24 protein-coding genes and 1 riboswitch are annotated in these 23,020 nt (G+C 48.6%); of the genes, 7 read left to right on the top strand and 17 right to left on the bottom strand.

From position 1 onward, the window contains the following. Window positions 1-5: 5 nt before the first annotated feature. The 10 genes from ACFO8Q_RS15060 to ACFO8Q_RS15015 all read right to left on the bottom strand — a co-directional run bounded on the left by ACFO8Q_RS15060 (window position 6) and on the right by ACFO8Q_RS15015 (window position 10,797). Complete coding sequence (locus ACFO8Q_RS15060; RefSeq protein ID WP_380026634.1) at window positions 6-797, bottom strand: ABC transporter ATP-binding protein; 792 nt, start codon at window positions 795-797, stop codon at window positions 6-8. Then, window positions 794-1,834, bottom strand: a complete 1,041-nt coding sequence (locus tag ACFO8Q_RS15055; protein WP_380026633.1) for a FecCD family ABC transporter permease — start codon at window positions 1,832-1,834, stop codon at window positions 794-796. Before ACFO8Q_RS15055 ends, ACFO8Q_RS15060 begins: the two co-directional genes overlap by 4 nt. Further along, window positions 1,834-2,790: an ABC transporter substrate-binding protein gene (locus ACFO8Q_RS15050; RefSeq protein WP_380026632.1), complete on the bottom strand. Its 957-nt coding sequence runs from the start codon at window positions 2,788-2,790 to the stop codon at window positions 1,834-1,836. Before ACFO8Q_RS15050 ends, ACFO8Q_RS15055 begins: the two co-directional genes overlap by 1 nt. Window positions 2,791-2,908: 118 nt before the next feature. Further along, window positions 2,909-3,086: riboswitch (cobalamin riboswitch) on the bottom strand. A 49-nt stretch (window positions 3,087-3,135) separates the two neighbouring features. Then, window positions 3,136-3,387, bottom strand: a complete 252-nt coding sequence (locus ACFO8Q_RS15045; RefSeq protein WP_380026631.1) for a YneF family protein — start codon at window positions 3,385-3,387, stop codon at window positions 3,136-3,138. A 20-nt stretch (window positions 3,388-3,407) separates the two neighbouring features. Continuing rightward, window positions 3,408-3,770 (bottom strand): YraN family protein, encoded by a 363-nt coding sequence (locus ACFO8Q_RS15040; RefSeq protein ID WP_380026630.1) that lies wholly within the window; start codon window positions 3,768-3,770, stop codon window positions 3,408-3,410. Then, window positions 3,767-4,057 (bottom strand): EscU/YscU/HrcU family type III secretion system export apparatus switch protein, encoded by a 291-nt coding sequence (locus ACFO8Q_RS15035; RefSeq protein ID WP_380026629.1) that lies wholly within the window; start codon window positions 4,055-4,057, stop codon window positions 3,767-3,769. The genes ACFO8Q_RS15040 and ACFO8Q_RS15035 overlap by 4 nt, the downstream gene beginning before the upstream one ends. A 10-nt stretch (window positions 4,058-4,067) precedes the next feature. Further along, window positions 4,068-5,510, bottom strand: coding sequence for a flagellar hook-length control protein FliK (gene fliK, locus ACFO8Q_RS15030; RefSeq protein WP_380026628.1), 1,443 nt, complete (start codon window positions 5,508-5,510; stop codon window positions 4,068-4,070). A gap of 24 nt (window positions 5,511-5,534) precedes the next feature. Beyond that, window positions 5,535-6,314, bottom strand: a complete 780-nt coding sequence (locus ACFO8Q_RS15025; RefSeq protein WP_380027018.1) for a ribonuclease HII — start codon at window positions 6,312-6,314, stop codon at window positions 5,535-5,537. Between the two features lie 193 nt (window positions 6,315-6,507). Then, the gene (locus tag ACFO8Q_RS15020) at window positions 6,508-9,984 is read right to left on the bottom strand and encodes an efflux RND transporter permease subunit (RefSeq protein ID WP_380026627.1); all 3,477 of its coding nucleotides are present in this window, start codon (window positions 9,982-9,984) and stop codon (window positions 6,508-6,510) included. A gap of 30 nt (window positions 9,985-10,014) precedes the next feature. After that, complete coding sequence (locus ACFO8Q_RS15015) at window positions 10,015-10,797, bottom strand: TetR/AcrR family transcriptional regulator (RefSeq protein ID WP_380026626.1); 783 nt, start codon at window positions 10,795-10,797, stop codon at window positions 10,015-10,017. 141 nt (window positions 10,798-10,938) lie between these two features. On the opposite strand from ACFO8Q_RS15015, the gene ACFO8Q_RS15010 reads away from it, so the two are divergent. Further along, a complete protein-coding gene (locus tag ACFO8Q_RS15010; protein WP_380026625.1) occupies window positions 10,939-11,706 on the top strand; it encodes a MerR family transcriptional regulator in 768 nt (255 codons plus the stop codon). A gap of 48 nt (window positions 11,707-11,754) precedes the next feature. On the opposite strand, the gene ylqF is transcribed toward ACFO8Q_RS15010, so the two are convergent. The 6 genes from ylqF to ACFO8Q_RS14980 all read right to left on the bottom strand — a co-directional run bounded on the left by ylqF (window position 11,755) and on the right by ACFO8Q_RS14980 (window position 15,036). Further along, on the bottom strand, window positions 11,755-12,603 hold the full coding sequence (gene ylqF / locus ACFO8Q_RS15005) for a ribosome biogenesis GTPase YlqF (protein ID WP_380026624.1): 849 nt from the start codon (window positions 12,601-12,603) through the stop codon (window positions 11,755-11,757). A gap of 11 nt (window positions 12,604-12,614) precedes the next feature. Further along, window positions 12,615-13,145: a signal peptidase I gene (gene lepB / locus ACFO8Q_RS15000; protein WP_380026623.1), complete on the bottom strand. Its 531-nt coding sequence runs from the start codon at window positions 13,143-13,145 to the stop codon at window positions 12,615-12,617. 86 nt (window positions 13,146-13,231) lie between these two features. After that, window positions 13,232-13,579 (bottom strand): 50S ribosomal protein L19, encoded by a 348-nt coding sequence (gene rplS, locus ACFO8Q_RS14995; protein ID WP_380026622.1) that lies wholly within the window; start codon window positions 13,577-13,579, stop codon window positions 13,232-13,234. Window positions 13,580-13,703: 124 nt separating this feature from the next. Next, the gene (locus tag ACFO8Q_RS14990) at window positions 13,704-13,991 is read right to left on the bottom strand and encodes a hypothetical protein (protein ID WP_380026621.1); all 288 of its coding nucleotides are present in this window, start codon (window positions 13,989-13,991) and stop codon (window positions 13,704-13,706) included. 2 nt (window positions 13,992-13,993) lie between these two features. After that, the gene (locus ACFO8Q_RS14985) at window positions 13,994-14,401 is read right to left on the bottom strand and encodes a Rossmann-fold NAD(P)-binding domain-containing protein (protein WP_380026620.1); all 408 of its coding nucleotides are present in this window, start codon (window positions 14,399-14,401) and stop codon (window positions 13,994-13,996) included. 158 nt (window positions 14,402-14,559) lie between these two features. Then, window positions 14,560-15,036, bottom strand: coding sequence for a hypothetical protein (locus ACFO8Q_RS14980; RefSeq protein WP_380026619.1), 477 nt, complete (start codon window positions 15,034-15,036; stop codon window positions 14,560-14,562). 158 nt (window positions 15,037-15,194) lie between these two features. Between ACFO8Q_RS14980 and ACFO8Q_RS14975 the strand changes: the two genes are divergently transcribed. From ACFO8Q_RS14975 to ACFO8Q_RS14955, 5 genes are all read left to right on the top strand, one after another. After that, window positions 15,195-15,764 (top strand): RNA polymerase sigma factor, encoded by a 570-nt coding sequence (locus ACFO8Q_RS14975; protein ID WP_380026618.1) that lies wholly within the window; start codon window positions 15,195-15,197, stop codon window positions 15,762-15,764. Next, entirely contained in the window at window positions 15,761-16,540 is a 780-nt protein-coding gene (locus tag ACFO8Q_RS14970; RefSeq protein ID WP_380026617.1) for an anti-sigma factor, read from the top strand. Before ACFO8Q_RS14975 ends, ACFO8Q_RS14970 begins: the two co-directional genes overlap by 4 nt. A gap of 144 nt (window positions 16,541-16,684) precedes the next feature. Continuing rightward, entirely contained in the window at window positions 16,685-17,275 is a 591-nt protein-coding gene (locus tag ACFO8Q_RS14965) for a hypothetical protein (RefSeq protein WP_380026616.1), read from the top strand. Between the two features lie 37 nt (window positions 17,276-17,312). Further along, entirely contained in the window at window positions 17,313-18,311 is a 999-nt protein-coding gene (locus ACFO8Q_RS14960; protein ID WP_380026615.1) for a GMC oxidoreductase, read from the top strand. Between the two features lie 56 nt (window positions 18,312-18,367). Next, window positions 18,368-20,596 carry a GMC oxidoreductase gene (locus tag ACFO8Q_RS14955; protein WP_380026614.1) on the top strand — a complete coding sequence of 743 codons (2,229 nt, stop codon included), beginning with the start codon at window positions 18,368-18,370 and terminating at the stop codon, window positions 20,594-20,596. Between the two features lie 7 nt (window positions 20,597-20,603). On the opposite strand, the gene ACFO8Q_RS14950 is transcribed toward ACFO8Q_RS14955, so the two are convergent. Beyond that, entirely contained in the window at window positions 20,604-21,209 is a 606-nt protein-coding gene (locus ACFO8Q_RS14950; RefSeq protein ID WP_380026613.1) for a DUF3298 and DUF4163 domain-containing protein, read from the bottom strand. A gap of 274 nt (window positions 21,210-21,483) precedes the next feature. Here ACFO8Q_RS14950 and ACFO8Q_RS14945 point away from each other — a divergent pair, with 274 nt between their 5' ends. Then, on the top strand, window positions 21,484-22,989 hold the full coding sequence (locus ACFO8Q_RS14945) for a spore germination protein (protein ID WP_380027016.1): 1,506 nt from the start codon (window positions 21,484-21,486) through the stop codon (window positions 22,987-22,989). The last annotated feature ends 31 nt before the right edge of the window (window positions 22,990-23,020 follow it).

Here is a 23,020-nt window from a genome sequence, read left to right as displayed (position 1 = left end):
TGCTGCTATGAATTCTGATACGCAATCCATTTCGGGGAGATCACGATTTGGGGCACAGGTAAACCTGGAACGTCCACAACCGTAACCCGCACACCAAATACTTCTTCTAACAGATGCGAACTGAAGATCTCCTGCGGGCGACCTATCTGGACGACCTTCCCGTCGCTTAGTAACAGAAGCTGATCACAGTACTGGGCAGCCAGGTTCAAATCGTGCAAAACCGCCACCCATGTCAATCCGTCTTTCTGTGCCTGGTTGAGCAGAGTCAAAAGCTCCAACTGGTGAAACATATCGAGATAGGTTGTCGGCTCATCGAGCAGCAGCAGCTCCGGCTCCTGTGCGAGCACCTGGGCCAATAAAATTCTCTGTCGCTCGCCGCCGCTGACCTCTTCCAGATTCCGATCACGAAGATGTAGGGTACAGGTACGCTCCATGCTCTTTTCACATATTTCGTGATCACGCTCGCTCTCCATCTGAAAGCGGCTGAGAAATGGATAGCGCCCAAGCATTACGGTTTCGTAGGCGGTGAATTGTCCCGAAACGTTTGCAATTTGCTGCATAAATGCAACACGTTTTGCAAGATCCTTTTTGCGATACGAATCAATCGGTTTCTGATCAAGGAAGGCTTTTCCCGCGGTGGGTGTCAGATGTCCGCCCAGCACCTGCAGCAATGTCGATTTCCCCGCTCCGTTAGGACCGATAATTCCCAAGCTTTGTCCTTTTGCCAACTGAAGGGAGACGTCTTGCAGGATCACATTCTCGCCCATAGTCAAGGAAACCTGTTCGAGTTGAATCATGACATTCCCCTCCTGCTTCTGTGAAGCTGCCATGCAAAGAACGGAGCACCGATTGCCGCTGTAACGACCCCAATTGAGAGTTCCAGCGGAGGAAGTACGGAACGCGCTGCCGTATCACACAAGACAAGAAAAATCCCACCTGCCAAAGTCGCCAACGGGATGAGAATCCTATGATCCGATCCAATTGCCATTCGAACAGCATGCGGAATCACCAATCCGACAAATCCGATAATCCCGGCAGTCGAAACTGAAACAGCGGTTAACAAAGAGGATGTCAGCAGCAAAATCGTCTTTGTTCGTTCGATATTCACCCCAAGGGAAGCAGCTCCCTTCTCCCCCATCGCGAATGCATTCAATTCACGGCTGTATGACCAAATTACTGCAAACCCGATCAGAAAGAAAGGAAGAACAGTTAATCCGTGTTCCCATCCCCGCAAACCTAGACTCCCCAGCAGCCAAAGAACAATCTGTTGGGTTTTGTTACCCGGAACCATTGTGAGAGTGAAGGTCAAGACCGCTCCAAAGAACGAATTCACCACCACTCCGGCCAGGATCAAAGTTTCGGTTTTCAGTTTGCGGTCGGTCCGCCCAATCGAAAACACCAGCAGGATGGCAAGCAGCGCACCCAAAAAAGATACGATCGGAACCGTGAACGCACCTACAATTGCAAGACTCGTTCCTAACGAAATCATAAGTGCCGCTCCAACGGATGCTCCCGCTGAAACACCAAGGATGTACGGATCTGCCAGCGGATTTCGCAGCACCCCTTGAAATGCAACTCCTGCCAGCGACAAAGAAGCGCCCACCATAACTCCAAGCAGCACACGGGGCAACCTGATTTTTGCCAGAATCGTTTCTTCCGTTTCCGTCCAATTCGGTGCAACAATCGCCTCTCCGAAGGGAAGCTGGTTGATGATATACCCGATTGAATGGGAAAGCGGGATATGGGAACTTCCCACTGAAAGCCCCACACCCGCGCTCACTATCAACAATATGCACAGAATTGCAACACCAATTGCAAGCTTGCGTATATTCATTATTTAAACAGCTCTGGATGAATCGCTTTTGCAAACAGTTCCAGACCCTCTACCAATCGAGGACCGGGACGGGAAACCAGGTTGGTGTCAACTGCGACCACTTTCTTCTCCTTCACTCCGGATATCTTATCCCAACCCGGACGGGCTGCAACCTCTTTTTCCACTTCCGCTGTCACACCGTGAGTAGAGATGATCACCTGCGGATTTTTGGCAACGACCTGCTCAGCGCTGATTTTTGCCCAATTGGCAACATCGGAAAATGCATTCTTTCCGCCTGCGAGCGTCACCAATTCATCCATAAAAGTTCCTTTTCCCGCCGTGAATATCTCCGGAGCGGGCGATACTTCAACATAAACCAGCGGCTTCTTGTCATCGGTCAGACCTTGTACTTTCGCCTTGACCTCAGACAATTTCTTCTCCATGTTCTTTGCAACCTCTTCCGCTTTGGATACGGAATTCGTAATTTTGCCGATTTCTTTGATTGCCTGCTGCACCTCGGCAATTGTTTTGGGTTCAACGGCATACACCGTAACATTGAGTTTGCGGAGAGCATCAATCGCTTTCCCGTTCAATGTTGCACCTGCGATCACAAGATCGGGTTGTTGTGCCACTACTTTTTCGGTATCTGTGTTCATATCCCCGATTACCGGTTTCGATTTCGCTTCTGCCGGGTAGTCGGACCATTTGTCAACCCCAACGACTTTGTCGCCGAGCCCCAGAGCGAATAAAATCTCCGTGTTGCTGGAAGCAAGTGAAACGATACGCTTCGGCTCTTGTTTGATCGTGATTTCAGTCCCGGTTGCATCCTTAACAGTCAAAGGGTATGTAGTTTGCCCAGGCGCTTTCGTTTCTTTGCTGACCGGCTGCTGCGGAGTTTCTGCAGTCTTGGATCCGCAGCCTGCGGCCAGACCGGCAGCCAATGCCAGAGTGGTTACGATTGATAAGAGCTTTCTCATGTTGTTGAACTCCCCTTTTCTATGGTAAAAAATACAAAAGCCCTCAACCACCAACGGTTAAGGGCAGAAAGGCCAAGAATCACAGCTTTTCCTGCCACACCCCTTTCCGCGAAGGTTGTGGGAAAAATACGAATTGGCAGGTCTCCTGGCTCAAGTTCATCGTTCCTGTTGGTCTTCCCGCAGATGCAGTGACATTCAAAACAGGAACTCCCTCTTACAGTGGCGGGACCGCATCGGAATTGCACCGATTTCCCTATTATCTCTCATTCGAGAGCACCAAGACGTATACTAATTGGTTTGCCATTAGCAACTCAGTATCTTGTCAATCGCGATTTCAAGTTACCGTTACTTTTTCTTTTTTGACCCAGCGGCAAAATTCTTCATGTTCTTCTGGCTCATGCTTTGCATTTGACGGGTTACCTGGGCAAGCTGCTTCTTGTTCAGGTTACGACCCATGCTTCTGGCCATCGCTTGAACATCCGCTTCCGACATCGTCATATTCGCCATTTGTTTCTTCAAATATTGTACGGCTCCGTAGAAACCGGCGACTGCTCCTACAAGGAAACATACAATACCAATTACCCAATACCAAACCATTATGCTCACTCCTGTTCGATCTAAAACGCATTTTGTATATGTTCGAGCACGGGGTCTTGTCCGTTCTCATACACCTGTATGCTGATCATATCAAAACGGAAACGGGACGTGCAAACTTTATTCGCAGTCAAAAAAGCGGCCGCTACTTGTCGTACCTTTCTCTGCTTTCGCCAATCGACAGATTCGACCGCCGTGCCGAAACGTGTCGATGAGCGGGTCCTCACTTCCACGAATACTGTACATGTTCCATCTTCCGCCACGATATCGATTTCTCCAATGCGGCACCGCCAATTGACGGCCAGAATCTGCCAGCCTTTCGTTTCAAGATATTGACGGGCAATCGCTTCTCCCAGGCGGCCCCGTTCCTTTCGAGTGTCTGTCATTCCTTGCGACCCGTTCCTTTACTCGATTTTCGTTCCAAAGACTGCACAAACACAAGAATCTCAGCCACCGCCTGATAAAGCTCCGGCGGAATTTCCCGTCCCAAATCGAAAGCCATTAATGTTTCCACAAGTACCGGATCCTGGTGGACAGGAACCCCATGTTCTCTTGCCAATTCAATGATTCGTCTGCCTGCCTCCCCTTGTCCACTGGCCACCACTCTGGGGGCCTGATCCGCATTCGGATCATACGACAAAGCAGCCGCCTTATGCAATTGGTATTTCTTCACCTGTCTCACCTCAAACCTTCAGATCAAACCCGCCGCTTGCAATCAATAGGGGCAACTGTGAAAACGGTTGGATCAGATCCGGGGAGCCTTTCTCCTTCCGGACGGCTCCCAGTTGAAAACCTGCTTCCTGCAGCCCCTGCCTCAAAAAAGCTAAATCAGAGTCGGCCAGCAGAAGCCGATTTTCCTCTTCCACAATCAAACGGAGAGATACAATCCGTTCCACAATTTGAACGTGCATATGCAATTCTCCAAGCGTCGGCAACTGCAAATGGAAATAGAGAAAGCAGTTATACGGATCAAGACGTTTTCCCTCTTTCTTGCGGGTCAACAAATGAATCTTTGCTTCTCCCGCCCCCTGTTCCACTTGTACCGGAAGTGCGAGATAGTGATAGAAAAAAGGGCTGGCGTCCTCTTTCAGGGAGTGCATCAATTGTTGCCCGGTCAAATGATTCAACGCCAGTTCAGCCCCGGAGTTATTGGGATTGACCTGAAGTTCGGCCAACAACAAGGATTTCAGCGTTGCAGGGACAGTTGTGTCCGAACCGTTTTTTTGCAGAAGGGCCATTTGATTATCATGTGCCAAGCCCAGCCGTTCCACAACCGCCTGCAAAGCTTGGCCCCTCTCCTGAGGAGGAAGTTGTTGAAGCTGATCCAGATCTAACAGGATATCTTGTATTGACACCATTTGATGGAGACTCAAAGACTTGGCGGAATCATTCGGAACACGCATTTGGACAGTACTTTCCTGCATGGAAGCGACTATCGGTTGGCCGCTTGGCATCCCCTCCCGCACTCCGGACGCATCGCCTGTTGAAACATTGCTTCGGGAAGAGATTGCTACTTTCAGGATTTCATGCAGCGGAGGACCGTACCAGAGAGTTTTCATAGCTTGAAACGTTGCCGGTGTCATAGGAATATTCTTGCGAACCATGTTCACCAGCGTCTCAAGGGACATGTCGCTTCGAGAAACATGCTGCTCCGGCTCTAGTAAGGCTTGCATAGTCTTTACGAGAGACTTAGAAACCGATAATTCCGCCGCCAGTAACCGATTGACAATTTTACGATTCGCCGGGGTGGCTTCGATGTCAAGATTCTTCAACAACTTCGCTAGTGAAGGGAATTCAGACTGATCAGGCTCACTGGATAAAGGAAACATTTTCCGGGAGTCGGGATTGGAACTCCCCTGTCCGAAAGGGCTGACCTTTAACTCCAAAAGGCCGCCCTCAGTTTGACCAATCACAACCAAAGAAAGAACGGTACCCTTAGGCAGTTGGGCCTCCATCTGGACCTGCAGAACCTGTCCTTTGATTCGAACCAGAGCCGCGCGGTCATCCAGCATTTCAATCAAGCTTGCCTGAACCACTTCACCGATTCGCAATTCGAGACCTCTGGCAGGCGAATCCGGGCGAAAGGCCTGTCCTATAGTTTCCATCAGTGATGACCAGATGTTCACCGGACCCCCTCCCTTGGCGAGATTCTATACCAACCCCGAAAACACGGCCACCGGAGCAAATGACCGGCGATGAATGGGACATGGGCCGTATTTTTGTAAAGCGTGGATGTGTTCAGGCGTGTAATAGCCCATATGTTTTTCAAAGCCGTATTCCGGATAGATACGGCCATATTCCTTCATCAATTGATCCCGGGTGACTTTGGCCAGGATGGAAGCCGCCGCTATCGAATGGCTTTTGGCGTCCCCTTTGACGATTGGCAGCTGTGGAATCGTTACCTTCGGTATCGTAACCGCATCGTTTAGCAGATGATCGGGTTCCACGCCCAAACCGTCAATCGCACGCCGCATTGCTTCGTAAGTTGCCTGGAGAATGTTGTATGTATCAATATAATCGACGTCGACAATGCCTACGCCACAAGCTATAGCTTTATCGCGTATTACATGGAAAAGAGTTTCTCGCTGCTCTGCCGTTAGCTGTTTCGAATCGTTCAACCCGGGAATCTCCACACCCACTGGCAGAATGCACGCTCCCGCTACCACCGGACCTGCCAATGGACCACGGCCGGCCTCATCTATACCGGCGATCATGCGAAATCCCTGGTCGGTTAATGTCCGTTCGAACTTCCAGAGCTGCTTCATACGCTCCGCTTCGGCCTGTTGGCGTGCCCGCTTTTTGATGTAGGATTCGGCCAAAGCCCGGACGCCTGAACGAGAATCCTTTTTTAACGCCAGCAATGTCCTGTCGGTTACGTCGGATTGGCTTTCCAACCAGGTTCGAATCTGTTCGATCGAATGGTTTTTCAGGTCTTTCATGCATGCACTCTCTCCTTCGATATCTACTACGAATTCGGCACTCATCCCCCTTTTTCCTGCAAATTCGAGAAATAGCAAATTACCTTGCAAACTCACAAAAGTGACGAAGAGACTATTGACCCACGCCGACATCAAAAAGAGGCGGCCCCACTCCTTTCAGGGGTCCCACCTCAACGTTCGTTTTTTAAGCTTCTTCCATCTTAACGATCCCGAACGGATTCTTCTCTGTTTGCTTTCGTCGAACCAGCCGGTTTCGAATCGAATTCAACACTTGATATGCGACCGGGACAATAACGAGGGTTAACAGGGTAGAAGTCGTAAGACCGGAAATCACTACAATTGCCAAAGATTTCGAAATTAAGCCGCCTTCGCTGGAAACTGCAAGCGGCAGCAGTGCGCCAATCGTCGCAACCGCAGTCATCAGAATCGGCCGTATCCGGGTTACACCCGCTTCAATCAATGCTTCCCTTATCTCCATTCCAGCGGCGCGGTTTTGCTGAACCCGATCCACCAAGACAATGGCGTTTGTGACCACTATTCCAATCAACATCAAGAAGCCAACCAATGCCGGCATTCCCAACGCCTCATCAAAGACATAAAGTCCCAACAATCCTCCCGTGAAGATAAACGGCAAGGAGAAAAGAATCGAAAACGGAGCCAGCATTTCGCCAAATGCGATCATCATCACCATGTAAACCAGCAGAATACTGGCCGCCATTGCGATTGCCATGTTGCGGAAGCCATCGCTCATCGCTTTGGCCTCCCCCTCAAAATAGTACGAGACGCCGCTTGGCAGGTTGAGATTTTTGATCCGGTTTTCCACCTCGTTCTGTATACCCGACGCATTATCAGAGGTAAAACCGCCCCTTACCGATACATACTCTTGTTGGTTCAAGCGTTGTATGGCAGTGGGACCGGGCTTCTCGCTAATTGTGGCGATATCGGATAACTTCACGTGCTCACCCGTCATATTGGTTATGATCTGATTCTGAATGACATCGAGCGTTTTCAGATCATCCGCTTTCAGCCCGAGGTTAACCTCTGTTGTTCGGCCATCCAGCGTGACATTCATTACACTGTCCCCATTGATCATTTGTCGGATGGAGGAGGCAATCATAGCCGGGTTGAGACCTTTTCGAGCCGCTTCTTCCGTATGAATATCGACGAAAAGCTGCGGTTTTAACGCTGATAAATTCGTCTCAACATTCGCAAGGCCAGGCACATCCTGAATCGCGTTTGCAATCATGTCTCCCGCTTGCTTGAGCGCCGACAAGTCTGTTCCGTTCACAACAATGAACAGCCCTCCGCCGCCTGTTATTCCCTGTGGAGTAAGTGCCGAGCGGATACCGGTGCCCAAGCCGGCCGTACTCTCTCTCATGTCTTGCTCGAATTTTTTCGCAACTTCCGGAGAGACGTCATCCTTCAGCTCAATCTGCATCCGGATGCTTTCCCCGCGGACAGTTGTTTGGTAGCTCTTGATTTCAGAACGTCCGCGAACAAACGATTCAATCTTGTTTGCCACCTGGTCCGCCTTTTCAAGCGCTGTGCCAACAGGCAGAGTTACACGCAATCCGTAAGAGACTGTTTTTTCGGATGGCAGAAAGTTTTTCGGGATCTTCGGCAAAAGCGCCAATGATCCCCCGAATACGAGCAGAGCGGCAATCGCCACAGTCAATTTGTGTTGAAGCGACCATCCGAGAACGATGCGATACACCTTCTGCAGACCATTTTCCTTGTCTTCTGTATGCTTCATATTGAGCAAAAACAGTCTGGCGGCCAACGGCACAACTGTAATGGCGACCAACAATGAGAACGCGAGTGCGATAACGACCGTAATGCCGAACGGGGCAAAAAACTTCCCAACGATGCCCGGTACAAACGACAATGGGCCAAAAACGGCGATCGTCGTAAAAGTGGAAGAGGTAATCGCCTGCCCCACTTCTTTCGTCGCATCCAGTACCAGTTCCCAACTTCGCTGTGCGCTGGCGCCCACACGCCGGTATATGTTCTCGATCACCACAATCGAATCGTCAACCACCCGGCCCACCGCTACGGCAATTCCGGCCAATGTCATCATGTTAAAGCTGTAATCCATCCAGTATAAGGTGATCATGGAAGCGAGAATTGACAGCGGGATTGAAACAACCGCCACAAGAGTGGCCCGCAAATTCCGCAAGAACAGAAGCGTAACCAACACAGCCAACAAGGATCCGAGTACGACTTCACGCAGCATCCCGTCGACCGATTTTTTAATCTGGATGGAATTATCGCGTAGTTTGGTCAAGTGATAGCCATTCGGCAAAGACACTTTGTCCAGCTTTTGATTGATGCTCTTTACGATTTCAACCGTGTTGGAACCAGGTTCGGTCTTAATATCAACGAGAACTGCCGGTGTTCCGTTTAGACGGGAAAGAACCCTGTCTTTGTCCGATGAGTAGGTCACATCGGCAATGTCGGACAGCTTGAGAGCACGTATACTTAATGACGGTTTGGCGGAAATCTCCTGATTGCGGTTCTTTACGGCCGAGCTTCCGGACGCGCTTTTGAGTGTATTGGCAGCATCTGTATTGGCAGCATTGACTTGTGCCTGGAGTTCTGCCAGCTTGTTTTGCAGAGATGTAATCTGAGCCTGCTCTTCTTGGATTGTCTGTTTCAACTGCCTGATTTGGGTTTCCAACTCCGGTTGCTGCTGCGGGTTGGCTTGAGCCAGTTGAGTCAGGGCGGCGAGTTTGGATTGATTCTCAAAAAGGCTTGCGGAGAGCCCGTTAATCGCCTGCATCACCTGAATCTCCGCCTGTAACAGAATCTGCCCCTTCGTCAAATTGCCGACACCCTGCCCGAGCTGACCGACAGAAGAGCCGACCGTGCCTACTCCTTCCCCTAGCGATTGAAACGCGTTCGCAAGTCTGCTGGTATCCTGATCGATGATGATCAAATTGACATTTTTCAGTTCCTCTTCAGAACGGATTTTTTTGCCGGCTTCCACGTTTAGGCTTTTTCCGTCGATCGTGACCTCGCCGGCAGGGAAAGATACGTTGTTTGCCAGGAGCGCTTGCTTTACTTTATCAAAAGTTAGATTCTCTTTTTTCATTTTTTCAGGGTCAACCCGTATGAACAGCTTCTTTTCCGGGCTCCCCTGCACATCCACGCTCGAGATCCCTTGGATGGAAGAGAATAAAGGCTTTACATGTTCGTTTATATATTGCTTGATCGTGGCCGGATCGGTACTGGCCGTAACACCAAACGAATAAATTGGCGCAGCCGTAGGCCCCTCTTGAAAAATTCGCGGTTTCTCCGCACCTTCCGGAAGTTTGACGTTCGCCAACGCGCTGTTCACATCTTTTTTTGCTTCTTCCATGGAATGACTTAACTCAAACTCCATTGTTGTCGACACATAATTGGTGCCGGCTTCGACATAAAGATTTTTTAATTTCTCTAACCCTGACAAAGCTTGTTCGAGCGGTTTCGCCACATCGTCAACCGCTTGTTCCGGTGTGGCCCCCGGATACACAACCACAACATTCAAATAAGGAACGTCAACATTCGGAAACTGTTCAAGCTTCATGGAAAAAGTGGAATACAAGCCGCCCGCGGCAATCATAATCATCGCCAGAAAAATGACGCCTGCATTCTTCATTGAAAATCGAACCCATTTTGTCACCGCTTACCCCTCCCATTATCTGCCCCTAGCCTATAAACCCCTGACCGGTCCAATCCCCCGCCACATGATTCTAGCCAACTCCGGAGCCAACGTATTGAGGTCGACCAGTTCCGGGTCAATCATGCAGGCTACAGCCAACCCGTCAAAAACAGCTGACAAGTAGACCGAAAGCACATATGGATCCTGATCGCCTGCCAACAGTCCTGCTTCCTGCAGTTCACGGATCAGTTCACGAACCCGTTGATACAGAACACGATAAATGCTGCACAACCTCTCCTGAACTTCCGGCTCGCGGCTTTTTACTACAAATTCCCAAAACAGTCTGGGTTGATCGGGATCTTTGCAGCAGTCAATCTGGCTTTTTAAAAGAGACGCCAGCGCTGGTTCCGCACTCGTCGCTCCCGAGAGATTCCAGATTACCTCCGGAAGAGACGCGAGCTGATGTTCAATTCGTTCCTCAAGCAAAGCGAGATACAGGTCACTTTTGCTTTTAAAATGCCAGTAGACGGCACCCTTTGTAAGTCCTGCATCAGCCGCCACTTGATCGAGAGTGGCCCCCGAAAACCCATACCGGGCAAAGACCCGTTCTGCAGCAGCCAGGATTCGGGTTCTGGTGTCCGGATTCTCGTTGGCATTTTCCACCTTCTCATTCTCCAACAGTGCTCTTAATTCTTCCCTGCTCCCGACATGGCGCCGCACAGTTGGCCAGCTTTTACCGGTTTCCTTGGCAACGTCGGACAGACTGATTTGATGCAGGGGCTTTTGGGCTGCCAGCCGCCTTGCGGCCTCCAAAATCTCGTCACGTGCTTTCATATTTCAACCCCCCTTACAAAATACCGGTTAGTATTCGAATCACATACTCATGAGTATATTCTAATATTTACCATTCCGTTATTCGAATTGTCAAGTGAATTAACTGTTGAACCTAACGTTACGTGAGGATATATAGTAAAGTTGCCGGCAAATTTTAAGGCCATTAGGGAGGGGATTCCCGCAGACAGATCGGTTTGGAAAGTTGGACAGTTGGCGAAACAGACCGGGCTCTCCGTACGAACGCTGCATTTTTATGACGAGATCGGGCTGCTGAAGCCCTCGCAGCATTCGGATAGCGGACACCGCTTGTACACGGAAGCGGATATCGCCCGGCTGCAGCAAATTTTATCGCTCCGGCAGCTCGGGTTCTCGCTCGAGGAGATCATGGACTGCCTGCAGAGTCCCGATTTTTCCCCAGTGGAGGTCGTCCGCCTGCACATCGAACGGCTGCGGGAGCAGATTGATGTGCACACGCAGTTGTGCCGCCGTTTGGAGAAAATCGCCGACCAGTTGCAGGAGCGTAGGCACATTTCCGCGGAACATTTTATTCTCGCGATAGAGGGGATTCGAATGTCTGAAAAATATCCGTTTACACCGGGACAGATGGAAAAGATCAAAAAACAAGGTGAACTGCTGGGGCCCGGGAAGATGCGCGAGGTCGAACAGGAGTGGCCTGAACTGATTGCAAAGGTTCGTGAAGCGATGGAAAAAGGGACTCCCCCGGACAGTCCGGAGGTGCAGCAGCTCGGAAAGCGCTGGAAAGAACTCATCGAGATGTTTACCGGCGGTGACCCGGCCATTGCCGAAACCCTGAAGCGCCGCTACGAAGAAGAGCCGGGTTATGCAGCCCAGATGGGACTGAATCCCGAGATCTTCGCCTACATCGCCAAAGCGATGCCAAAAGACTGAAATAAAAAAGAGACCACACTTTCCTTTGGGGAAGGTGGTCTATTTTGGTTAAGGGCGCTCGAGCGAAATCTTTCCGAGCATTCCCGCCCGAAACTCACGCAGAATAAGAATGCACGTGCCCTCTTCATCTATGACGCCGCCGGAACGAACCAATCCCCTTTTCTTCCCTATGGCAAGAACAGTGTCCCAAGGTTCGTCCGGCAGCTCTTCCAGCTTATAACGTTCTTCCAGCACACCGGGATAGATTTCCCGCAGCCATTTAACCAAAAAATAGGTAAGATCCTGTTTGTCAGCTTCCAGAACCTCATCCTTGATGGCTCCCGTTAACGCCAGACGAATCCCGACTTCCGGGTCTTCGAACTTTGGCCAAAGAATACCGGGAGTATCAAGCAGTTCAAAGTCTTTCCCGACTTTGATCCACTGTTGGGCCTTGGTCACACCCGGCTTGTCCCCGGTCTTCGCGATATTGCGCTTTGCCATTCGATTGATTAAAGAGGATTTCCCGACATTCGGGATTCCGAGAATCATCGCTCGGATCGCGCGAGGGCGAATCCCTTTTTTGATCATGGCTTCCAACTTGGGCGCGACCAGTCGTTTGGCTTCCGATTCAATTTTACGAAAACCTTCGCCCTCTGTTGCCACAATTGGAATAGCCGGCGTTCCCTGTTCATCAAAAAAGGAAATCCACTCTTTTGTGATGGAAGGATCGGCCAAATCCGCTTTGTTTAACAGCACCAGGCGCGGTTTTTGTTGTGTGATTTCATTCATCATCGGATTGCGGCTTGAGATTGGAATGCGTGCATCCACCAGTTCATAAACAATATCCACCAGTTTCAGCTTTTCGGTGACTTCCCGGCGAGCTTTTGCCATATGGCCGGGAAACCATTGAATTGTCATACTGCTACCCCCTACTTGAACGGGAACAATTCAAATTTGTCTGGTGGCCAGAACACAACATCGGCACGCCCAACAACCAGATCGAACGGGACAAAACCAACGGAACCGTCCCGACTGTCTTTCGAATTGTTGCGATTGTCCCCCATTACAAACAGCTTACCCTCCGGAACTGTTACCGGACCGAACGAGCCGTTCGTGGCTTCACCGAGATAAGGCTCTGCAAGTTCGGCACCATTGCGGTATACTTTGCCGCCGCGCACCTCAATCTTATCGCCCGGGAGACCTATCACACGCTTAATAAAATCTTTCGATTTGTCGGCGGGATATTGGAATACAATAATATCTCCGTGTTCCGGTTTATGTATGCGGTAAATGATCTTATTGACAATGAGCCGTTCATGGTCTTCCATGGTGGGCATCATGGATTCACCGTCTACGAGGAACTGGGCAAAGACAAATTGATGTATGCCTAGCGCAAGAATAACCGCGAGTCCAAGTGCTTTAATCCATTCCCAAGTCTCATTCGTTGTACGTTCAGACATAGCGTTCCCCTCCAGCCCGGTTCTATAACCTTTTCGTTCCTATGACGGGAAAAGGGACTTGCATTTCACAAGTCCCTCCGAGGTATTTAACGAATTTCTTTAATACGGGCAGCTTTACCTTTGAGTTCGCGCAGGTAATAGAGTTTCGCACGACGCACACGACCACGGCGAGCAACTTCGATTTTTTCGATCTTCGGTGAATGGATTGGGAACGTACGCTCCACACCCACACCGTAAGAGATCTTGCGAACGGTAAAAGTCTCGGAAATTCCGGAGCCGCGACGCTTGATTACAACGCCTTCAAACAACTGGATCCGCTCACGGTTACCTTCTTTTACCTTCACGTGAACTTTTACAGTATCCCCCGGACGAAAGCTCGGTACATCCTTACGGAGCTGTTCGTCGGTAATTTGACGAAGAAGTTCTTGATTCATGCCTATTTCCTCCTTCCCTACAGACGTTCTTGCCAAAATCTCGTGAATTGACAGCGGACCGTCTTGATCAACAAAAGACATTTTACCATAGCAAAAATAGAAACACAACTGAGAATTTGATTTGTTACCTTAAGGTTGATTTCACCATTAAAAGCTGCTGAGCTGGAAACCATATGCCATTGACATCTACTCCGATTAACTTCGGATCATTTAAAAAAGCAGGGTGATGGTTTGAAATAAATTGGAACACTGTTAGTAAAGGTACCCCTTGTTGTGACTGCTCATTCTCGCTACCAGTCTGTTTATCAATTAAACTATGATGTCTTGGATAGCCGAAGGGGGTAACAATTTCTTCTCCGTTGTCATCAATTGTCACAAATTTGATGAACCGTATAACACTGGCGGAAGCCAAAGTTATTCCTCTTGCGACACACTTTTTGTTCCGTCCAGGCTTTTAGAAATCTTTTTAACCACTTTTTCGGGAGTGATATCCAGTTGAATGTCACGAATTCGATCTCTCATTTCATTTTTGAGAAACATAGATAACAGTTCTTCATAGGATGCAATTTGGGCAGCCTTTAAAGAATTAATTTGTTGTTGAATGTCTCTCACCAAATCCGATTCTTCCACTTCGGCTGCTTGACGGGTTTCAGGTTCAGGATTCAATGCCGGATTGTTAATTTTTGCCCGTATTTCCTCCAATTGATTTTGCAGTTCATCCACCATTTGTTTCAAATCATCAACGTCGTGAACATCAGGGCTGTAGGGCAGATAATTTCGATAAAACGGCACTGTTTCATAAGGATAATATCCCCAATACATTGGTTAAACACCCTCCCCAAGGAATAAATTCAATAACTACTGTATTGGGGTGAAGGAGATTTGGTTTGTTGTCCTGCATAATTGGGCTAAGGCGGAGTTGTGACTACCTCAATAGAAAAGCTTTCGACCCGACGGATCGAAAGCGCGTTTGCCGAGAATTACTTTACGGTAAATTTAAAGGTTTGCGGTGTAGTTCCTTCAACCGGCTTATGGTCGTTTCCGTTAATGCTCACCACTAATGTATGCTCTCCCGGCTTCACATCTTTTAAGACAATGTTATCGGGATCTTTGATCACCTTTTGTGCCACTTTCGGATCTTTCGGATCGGTATCCAACCAGATGTGGATATGTCCTTCCCCGGATTTGGGTTGTGTGTTCGTCGAAAAATCAACCAATTTGAAATCTGTGAGGGTCACTTTAATCTTCAGATCCCCGGGTTTCACACTATCCCCGTCTTTAATCCCTTCCACTTTGAAAGAAGGCTTTTTTGTTTCCGGGGCTGCTGCCGGCTGCTCTTGTTTGGCCGGTGCCGAATAAGGATCTTGGGCCGGAATTGAAGTTTTGTCACTTCCACAGCCGGTTACACCGGCAAGCGCAATTACTGTCACAGGTACTGCCAACCATTTTTTCTTCACATAACTCTCCCCTTATTCTGAAATTTGGTTTACATTCAGATAACGACAGCAACCAACAAACGGTTCGCTGTTTGATATAATTTTTTTTAAAAACCAAATCGAAAGATCAATCGTATATCTAATAGATTGGTTTATCGGAAAAAGGAGTCTCAGCCCGCATGTCCATCAAGTCTGAAGGGGAACTTTTGCACTCCCTCAAGCTTGGCGACGGAAATGCCTTGGAGGAGCTTTATGACCGCTACGCTTCTCTCGTGTATTCCCTGTCGCTGCAAATAACAAAAGACCCGCCACTCGCACAGGAAGTGGTTCAAGACGTGTTCACGAAAATATGGGTCGCACCCGAGCTTTATGATGCGAGACGGGGACGATTTTCAAGCTGGCTTTTGACTATTACTCGCAATCTTGCGATCGATGCACTTCGCAAACGTTCGAGAAAGACCCGCTTTTCCGTTCTGCCACCGCTTATGCTATACGAAACTCTCCATGATACTGTGGATTACGCATCGGGTCTGGAGCGGCAGGAACTGGCCGATACAGTCCGGCTGGGTCTTGACACACTGAAACCCGAACAACAAACGATTCTGAAGATGACTTATTGGGAAGGGCATTCGCTCTCCGAGGTGGCAGACATACTGAATCTGCCGATAGGAACGGTCAAAAGCCGGCTGCATGCCGCGTTGAAAACCCTGCGCACACTGATGCAGTCATGGAAGGAGGAAAGACAATGAACCGCGAACAAGAAAATGCCTGCTCCCTATGTCTTTCCTATGTTTTTGGCCCATTGACCCCTGAAGAACAAAAACATTTTGAAACCCATCTTGCCGGATGTGCAGATTGTCAACGTGAGATCGCTGATTTGCAGGCTGTGGCGAACAGTCTTCCCTATACGGCAAATCCGGTTCCTGTACCGGATCAACTGAAAACCCGGACCTTACAGGCGGCCTTCAGCGTAAAAGCTCCGGCAGACAACAGCGGGTCTGAAATCCGTCCGAAACAGTCCGCAGCTTCTCCGATATCCGCTTGGCAGTCATTTGTTTCAAATCGCTATGGGAAACTTGCGGCGGGAATGCTGGCGGCAGTAACCGTAGCTTTTGGAATGTCTCTTTGGCAAAACAATCAATATCAGAAACAACTGCAGGCCGAGCCCAGCAATCAACCTGGACCCACAACCAAATTAGAGCGCTCGTTCCCGCTCTATACTGCCGGAAATGACTTGGAAGCTTCCGGAATTGTGTACCTAACGGAAACCTCCCGCGGGATTCAGTTGGTGGTACAGGTCAACAACGCTGCTCCCTTAAGCGGCGAACAAGCTTACCAGGTCTGGCTGTTAAGAAACGGGCAGCGACAAAACGCGGGGACCTTCCGGGTGAATGAAAAAGGAGACGGGGTACTGGTTTACACGGCGAGCAGCAAGCCTGATTTTGACAATATCGGAATTACCAGAGAACCGGATGCAAATGGAACGTCTCCACGCGGTCCGAAAGTGATGGGGACAAAACTGTAACACTCCCACCAAGGTGCAGGATATGGCCAGAGGGTATCGGGCCGAGGGATTGGCGAGTGAAAGATGTATAATTTTAGAATGTAAATTATGTGGGGATAAACGCATATCTATTTACCCAAAGGATAAATAAAGGATGTGTTTCTTTTGAAACCATATATTTGTAAATATAGGGTTACTCTGAGAGAGATTGCGAACAGATATCATTTTGAATCAGAACATCTCCTCTCTCTCAATCCACACATTGCAGCTATCGATGTGCAAATTGATCCGGGTACAAAAGTGAATCTCCCTTCCCCAGGGATTCCGGTGAGGAAATCCGCCGAATTCCCTTCATGTCCCCCTGTTCCTGCAGCTTATCAGGAACACTGGATTCCCCTGACGCCCATTGAGAAAATGGCGCAGACCGATTATGATGTGCTGATCATCGGCAGCGGGGCGGGAGGCGGAGCCGTTCTTTGGAGATTGTGCGAACAATGGAAAAACAGCGGCAAGCGGATCGGGATGATCGAGGCCGGAGATCTTCTATTGCCGACCCATGCGTTTAATTTGCCTACTTTCGATGTACAACGTCTTACTGCATACTTGCGGCGGATTGAGGATCAAGTTGGACGATTGTGGCCGGATTATCCGGACGCAAGAATAGTTAGAGCCTTAGGCGGAAGAACCTTAAAATGGTTCACATTTGCCCCCCCGTTTTCACCCTGCAGAGTTCGAATCCTGGCCGATTCAATATAAGGATCTTGTTCCCTATTATCTTGGCGCTGAAAAACTGATGAATATAACCAGGTTCTATTCTAAGGGATCTGCCCTTCACGAAATGCTTCTCGATCGCCTTCGGTTTGGCGGATTTCCAGAGGCTACGGACATCCCCATGGCTGTAGACCTTGAAGTGACCAAATACGGGCAAGTCCATTCGAATGTCTTTTTCAGTTCGATTCTATTCTTGGCTTACGCTCTGAATACGAGACCCTTTGATTTGGCTGTAAATACACGTGCGGTACAAGTTCTGACCGAAAAAGGAAAAGCCGCAGGCGTAAAGGCAGTTACTTCGGACAATAAATCCTGCATAATCAAAGCAAAGATGGTCATCCTTTCCGCCAGTACCTTTGAAACCCCACGTATTCTGCTGAACTCAAATATTCCCGGAGAAGCCATTGGAAGATACTTGGTGAATCATCCTGTAGTCGTTGCGCATGCATCAGTAAAACGCGATCAATTTCCGGAAGTGTTGGGCATTGCCACCCTCCTGGTTCCAAGCTCGGTTGATCGAAATTATCAACTCTTGGCTTTTACAGATTTCTGGTCCCATTATGAAGAGAAGCCGCTTCGAAAAGAAGTTAACTTTGAATTACATGGTTATGGGGTCGTAGAACCTCGGGTTGACAATTATATCAGCCTTGACCCGAGAAGACGGGATGAGTACGGTGTACCCATGCTAAACGTGCAATTCTCCTACAGCCACAAGGATCAAGATCTTATCCGTAAAATATACGATTCCCTTCTAGCCTTTTCTTCCACGATGATGTTATCGCTGGACGCTCTCCCCCAACTATTTGCGCCAGGCCGTGACAACCACGAGTCGGGAACATACCGGATGGGAGATGACCCCTCAACTTCAGCAACCAACCGCTACGGTCAAGTCCATGGAATAACCGGTCTCTACGTAGCCGATAACAGCGTCCTGAATCTGACTTCACCTGCAAATCCGACACTAACAACTGTCGCTTTGGCGATTCGAACAGCAGATCATATCATCGAACAAATGACATAGACCATCTATTTTGTCAAAAAAGGAGAATAAACAATAAGTCACACAAGAAACAATCTTTGAAATCGTTCCATATCGTGTTTATTGCCGCGGAAGTCGAATATGAATCCGAATATACCCTCCCTTTGATTGCTAAGGAGGCAGAACTGTATGGAGCCCGGACGACAGTATTAACTGCCTATCCGGCTTCTTCAAATCCTGCCAATATTCCCGGTCTCGAGGCACTTGCCGATGCGGATTTGGCAGTATTTTTTATTCGTTATCGAACTTTGCCTGAGGAGCAATTTCGCCATATCCGGGATTACATTGAGAGAGGCAAACCGGTAATCGGATTCCGCACAAGCACGCATGGATTTCTTTATCCGAAAGGTCACCCTCTTGAACCATGGAATACAAAGTTTGGCATTGGGGTGCTTGGTGCTCCTTGGATCAAGCATTATGCGTATTCTTCAAGCACTGAGGTATTCGTGGCACCTAAAGCAAGGCAGCATCCAATCTTATGCGGGATTCCGGACAGATTCCATGTACGATCGTGGTTATATTATGTTCTGCCGTATCCGCCAAAAGAGGCGGAAATTTTACTCCTGGGACAATCAGTTGATCCTGATTTCAAGCCTGATGCAACCACAGAGATCAACCCTGTAGCATGGACCTTTAAAAACTATGCCGGGGGACAAACTTTCACTACCACTCTTGGCCATCCTGAGGATTTTCAGGTGCCTGCTTTTCGCAAACTGGTGATGAACGCCATTCATTGGGCGTTGGATGTCATCCCGCCAGCGTCAGTCATGAAACCGTCTACAGAGTTACCGATGCAGAACGGCAATGTGACCCGTTCCTATTCGTCCCAAACGGCGACGGAACCATGGATTCCCTTGACATCGGTCGAGGAAATGGCACAGACCGATTACGATGTCCTCATCATCGGCAGCGGAGCGGGAGGCGGGGCCGCTCTCTGGAGATTATGCGAACAATCGAAAAGCAGAGGCAAGCGGATCGGAATGATCGAGGCAGGAGATCTTTTAGTACCGACCCATGCACGCAATTTGCCTACTTTCAACAATACCCGGTTTGAGCAATTTATAGAAAATCCCCGCTACGCTGAACCTGTCGGAAAATTATGGCCGGATTATCCGGGGGCGAGAATATTCAGAGCTCTCGGCGGAAGAACCCTTCACTGGTATTTAATGTGTCCCCGTTTGCAGCCTATAGACTTCAAACTTTGGCCGATTTCATATCAAGATCTTGTTTCCTATTACCTCACGGCAGAGCAGATTATGAATGTAACCGGGGCATACGCAAGGGGATCCTCCCTGCAAGAAACACTGCTCCACCGCCTTCACTTCGGAGGATTTCCGGATGCGGCAGACCTCCCTTTGGCCGTTGACCTTGCAGGCACCAAATACGGGCAAGTCCATTCGAATGTCTTTTTTAGCTCCATTATATTTCTGGCTCACGCCCTAAATAGGAGACCTTTTGATTTGGCTGTCAACACACGTGCAGTACAGGTTCTAACCGAGAAAGGAAAAGCCGCAGGCGTCAAGGTAGTTACTTCAGACAATAAATCGTACACGATCAGAGCACAGACGGTAATCCTTTCCGCCAGTACCTTTGAAACACCGCGCATTCTTCTGAACTCAAATATTCCTGGAGAATCCATTGGCAGATATTTGGTGAATCATCCAACAGTCGTCGCGAATGCAAAAATAAACCGAAATGAATTTCCGGAAGTGTTGGGGAATGCCGCTATAATGGTTCCCAGTACGACTGATCGAAAATTCATGTTCTTCATTTTAGGATCTGATCCTTTGGAATATTTTTGGTACCAGTATGAAGAAAAAAAGCTTCGAGAAGAACTGAGACTAAGATTTCACGGATTGGCCACCATCGAACCGCGACCTGAAAACCATGTCACTCTTGATCCGACAAGACGGGATCAATACGGTGTGCCTTTGTTAAAGGTGCAATTTTCCTACAGCGATCAGGATAAAGCGACTATCGGTGAATTATTTTCCTCTATCCAAGCGGCTGCCTCCAGTATGGGATTGGAATTTTACGAGAAACCTTGCCTCTGGCCTCCCGGTCGAGACAACCATGAAGCGGGCACATGCCGAATGGGCGATGATCCGTCTACTTCGGCAACAAACCGGTACGGACAAATCCACGGCATACACGGTCTCTACGTGGCCGATAACAGCGTCCTGCCTCTTACCGGAGCTGCCAACCCGACATTAACCACCGTTGCTTTGGCAATCCGCACAGTGGATTATATCCTCGAACAAACTTAGCAGAGCATCAGTAAATCATTTTACCAAGGGGCTGCTCATTGATGATATTCTGAATAGTGTAGACCGATATGGGGAAATATTGGAACCCGTATACATATTCCGTGATTTCATTGACCTGAAAGTAAACGACCAGAGACTTATCGGCGATATAAAAATCTTGATCGGGCCGTATTGTTTTGAATTCGAACAGCAGTGGAATGTTGCGCCCTTTGATCTGCTGTTCAATGATATCGGATAAGCTTCCGACATAGTCGAGATCGTGTACGAATAAATCTTGCAAAGTGTACAATTTTCCGGTTTCCACATCAAACGTAAGCGATTTTTGCAGCGTCAATCCGTGAGCCCCACCGGAAAATGCGTAATTGAATAAAGATAAACTTATTGTTCCTCGCTCATTCGTTTTGATTTCATAATGACCGGTCCATTCCGTCTTCGGTTTTTGCGGGTATCCCTGCAGATGGAGCAGCAGGTTAACCTCATTTAAAATGGTATTATTGATTCGTTGCTGAACAATCGAATTTGCCAGTTCCTCGATGACCGGGTAAAGTATATTCAACTTGGGCATGGTGATCCGGTAAGTTTTAATGCTAACCGGGAGTTCGTTCAAAATCATCCCTCCTATCTTTTTCAATTTAATCTATTCCAATATAGGCATTTGGTTCATTTTGCATTCCGGTCATATCCACTCTTCCGCTTACAGCCCATCCAGAAGTTCGTGCAAAGAGCCCCAATCTTTTGTAAATGCATATTTTTCCAGTATAACTTGCATACTAAATCAGAATATGTACCGACAACAAAGGGGTTCAATCCAAATGACAGAGAGAAATTGGATCAAGATCAACCGGTCCTCCACTGGTAATCGTATGTTTACTGGTGAATCACCGAATATGGCGAATAGGCAGGCCGACAAAGAACAAACCCCGATTTCAACGAATTTGTCGGATAACCTGCAAAAAATTGAAACTATCTTCACAAACTGCCAGGATCTTCAAATCCTTAACTGGAGATATGGGCCTGATCTGGAACATACTGCGTTCTCCGTTTATTTTGGTACGTTAATCCAGGAAAAAAAGCTTAATTATATGAAAGCGTCCCTGCAGGATCTTGTCACCCACGAAGTGGGACCGGCCACCATGGTCACTCCCGAAGATGTGATGTTCTTTTTTGAACGACATGGAGTATCTGCTCAATCAGCAATTCTTCTCAATGACATGGATCAAGCGGTGCAAGATATCTTGAATGGGCATCTCGTCATCTTTTTCAACCAGTGGAACAAAGCGCTCAGCTATCCGGCCATGGGCCTTCACTCGAGGCAGATTACTGAACCAATCACGGAACCGGTAGTCCAAGGACCTCACATGAGCACGGTTGAGAATCTCCAGCAAAATATTGGCTTGCTCCGAAGCTTGTTGAAAAGCCCCCGTTTTAAGATCGAGACTTTCACAACCGGGCAGGAAACAAGAAGAGAGGTAATGTTCGGTTATCTGGAAGGAGCCGTCAATCCGGAAAGCTTGGCTGAATTCAGAAGGCGGATAAGAGATCTGGACAAGGAAGAAATATTGGAAACAAGCTATATCGAAGAGTGGATTGAAGAGTCTGCATATTCTCCCTTCCCCCAAGTTCGTTATACAGAACGACCCGATACCGCAGTCGCCGCCCTGTTGGACGGAAGGATTGTGGTCATGGTTGGTGGCACGCCTACGATCTTGATCTGTCCCGGCCTGTTTGTTGAGTTCTTTGCTACAAGTGAAGATTATTATCAAAGAACGGTGTTTACGACATTGATTCGCCTGTTGAGGATCGGAGCCTTCTTAATGGCGCTTACTTTGCCCAGTATTTATATTGCCTTATCCACCTTTCATCCTGAACTGATACCTACCGTTCTTTTATTGGCTATCCTTGACACGCGCGAAGGCATTCCGTTTCCAGCCTTTGTGGAAGCGCTGATCATGGAATTTTTCTTTGAACTGCTGCGGGAAGCCGGAATCCGCCTGCCACGGCCGATAGGCCCTGCCGTAAGCATCGTCGGGGCACTGGTCATCGGTGAGGCTGCGATGCAAGCCAAGATCGCTTCTCCCATGATGGTCATCGTAGTGGCCCTGACCGGGATCGCCTCCTTTGCTATTCCGCAATACAGTATGGCGATCACACTAAGGATTTTGCGATTTCCTCTGATGGTTCTTGCGTCAACATTGGGAGGCTTTGGGATGATGATTTTCTTCTTGTTGACTTTCTTGCACCTGACTTGTTTGCGCTCATTGGGACAACCCTATATGATGACACTTGCACCAATGCAAGGAAGACAATGGCGGGATGTATTCATTCGTTTCCCTCTTAAAGCCCTGATGCATTCACCGCGAAACCGGCATTTGCATAAGTTCCCGCGGAATTAATGTCATCTCGGAATCGGAGAAAGAAGGATAA

It is taken from the genome of Effusibacillus consociatus, assembly GCF_042652925.1.
Classification (GTDB): Bacteria; Bacillota; Bacilli; order Tumebacillales; family Effusibacillaceae; genus Effusibacillus; species Effusibacillus consociatus.
This window is presented reverse-complemented; position numbering and strand designations above follow the sequence as displayed.

What these genes read in the sequence shown, in the direction of transcription:
- ACFO8Q_RS15055 (WP_380026633.1), bottom strand. Translation starts at nt 1,834, where the DNA reads ATGAATATACGCAAGCTTGCAATTGGTGTTGCAATTCTGTGCATATTG.
- ACFO8Q_RS15045 (WP_380026631.1), bottom strand. Translation starts at nt 3,387, where the DNA reads ATGGTTTGGTATTGGGTAATTGGTATTGTATGTTTCCTTGTAGGAGCA.
- ylqF (WP_380026624.1), bottom strand. Translation starts at nt 12,603, where the DNA reads ATGACAATTCAATGGTTTCCCGGCCATATGGCAAAAGCTCGCCGGGAA.
- ACFO8Q_RS15060 (WP_380026634.1), bottom strand. Translation starts at nt 797, where the DNA reads ATGATTCAACTCGAACAGGTTTCCTTGACTATGGGCGAGAATGTGATC.
- ACFO8Q_RS14985 (WP_380026620.1), bottom strand. Translation starts at nt 14,401, where the DNA reads ATGTATTGGGGATATTATCCTTATGAAACAGTGCCGTTTTATCGAAAT.
- ACFO8Q_RS14960 (WP_380026615.1), top strand. Translation starts at nt 17,313, where the DNA reads ATGAATATAACCAGGTTCTATTCTAAGGGATCTGCCCTTCACGAAATG.
- ACFO8Q_RS15015 (WP_380026626.1), bottom strand. Translation starts at nt 10,797, where the DNA reads ATGAAAGCACGTGACGAGATTTTGGAGGCCGCAAGGCGGCTGGCAGCC.
- ACFO8Q_RS14970 (WP_380026617.1), top strand. Translation starts at nt 15,761, where the DNA reads ATGAACCGCGAACAAGAAAATGCCTGCTCCCTATGTCTTTCCTATGTT.
- ACFO8Q_RS14945 (WP_380027016.1), top strand. Translation starts at nt 21,484, where the DNA reads ATGGCGAATAGGCAGGCCGACAAAGAACAAACCCCGATTTCAACGAAT.
- ACFO8Q_RS15040 (WP_380026630.1), bottom strand. Translation starts at nt 3,770, where the DNA reads ATGACAGACACTCGAAAGGAACGGGGCCGCCTGGGAGAAGCGATTGCC.
- ACFO8Q_RS15050 (WP_380026632.1), bottom strand. Translation starts at nt 2,790, where the DNA reads ATGAGAAAGCTCTTATCAATCGTAACCACTCTGGCATTGGCTGCCGGT.
- ACFO8Q_RS14950 (WP_380026613.1), bottom strand. Translation starts at nt 21,209, where the DNA reads ATGATTTTGAACGAACTCCCGGTTAGCATTAAAACTTACCGGATCACC.
- rplS (WP_380026622.1), bottom strand. Translation starts at nt 13,579, where the DNA reads ATGAATCAAGAACTTCTTCGTCAAATTACCGACGAACAGCTCCGTAAG.
- ACFO8Q_RS14975 (WP_380026618.1), top strand. Translation starts at nt 15,195, where the DNA reads ATGTCCATCAAGTCTGAAGGGGAACTTTTGCACTCCCTCAAGCTTGGC.
- lepB (WP_380026623.1), bottom strand. Translation starts at nt 13,145, where the DNA reads ATGTCTGAACGTACAACGAATGAGACTTGGGAATGGATTAAAGCACTT.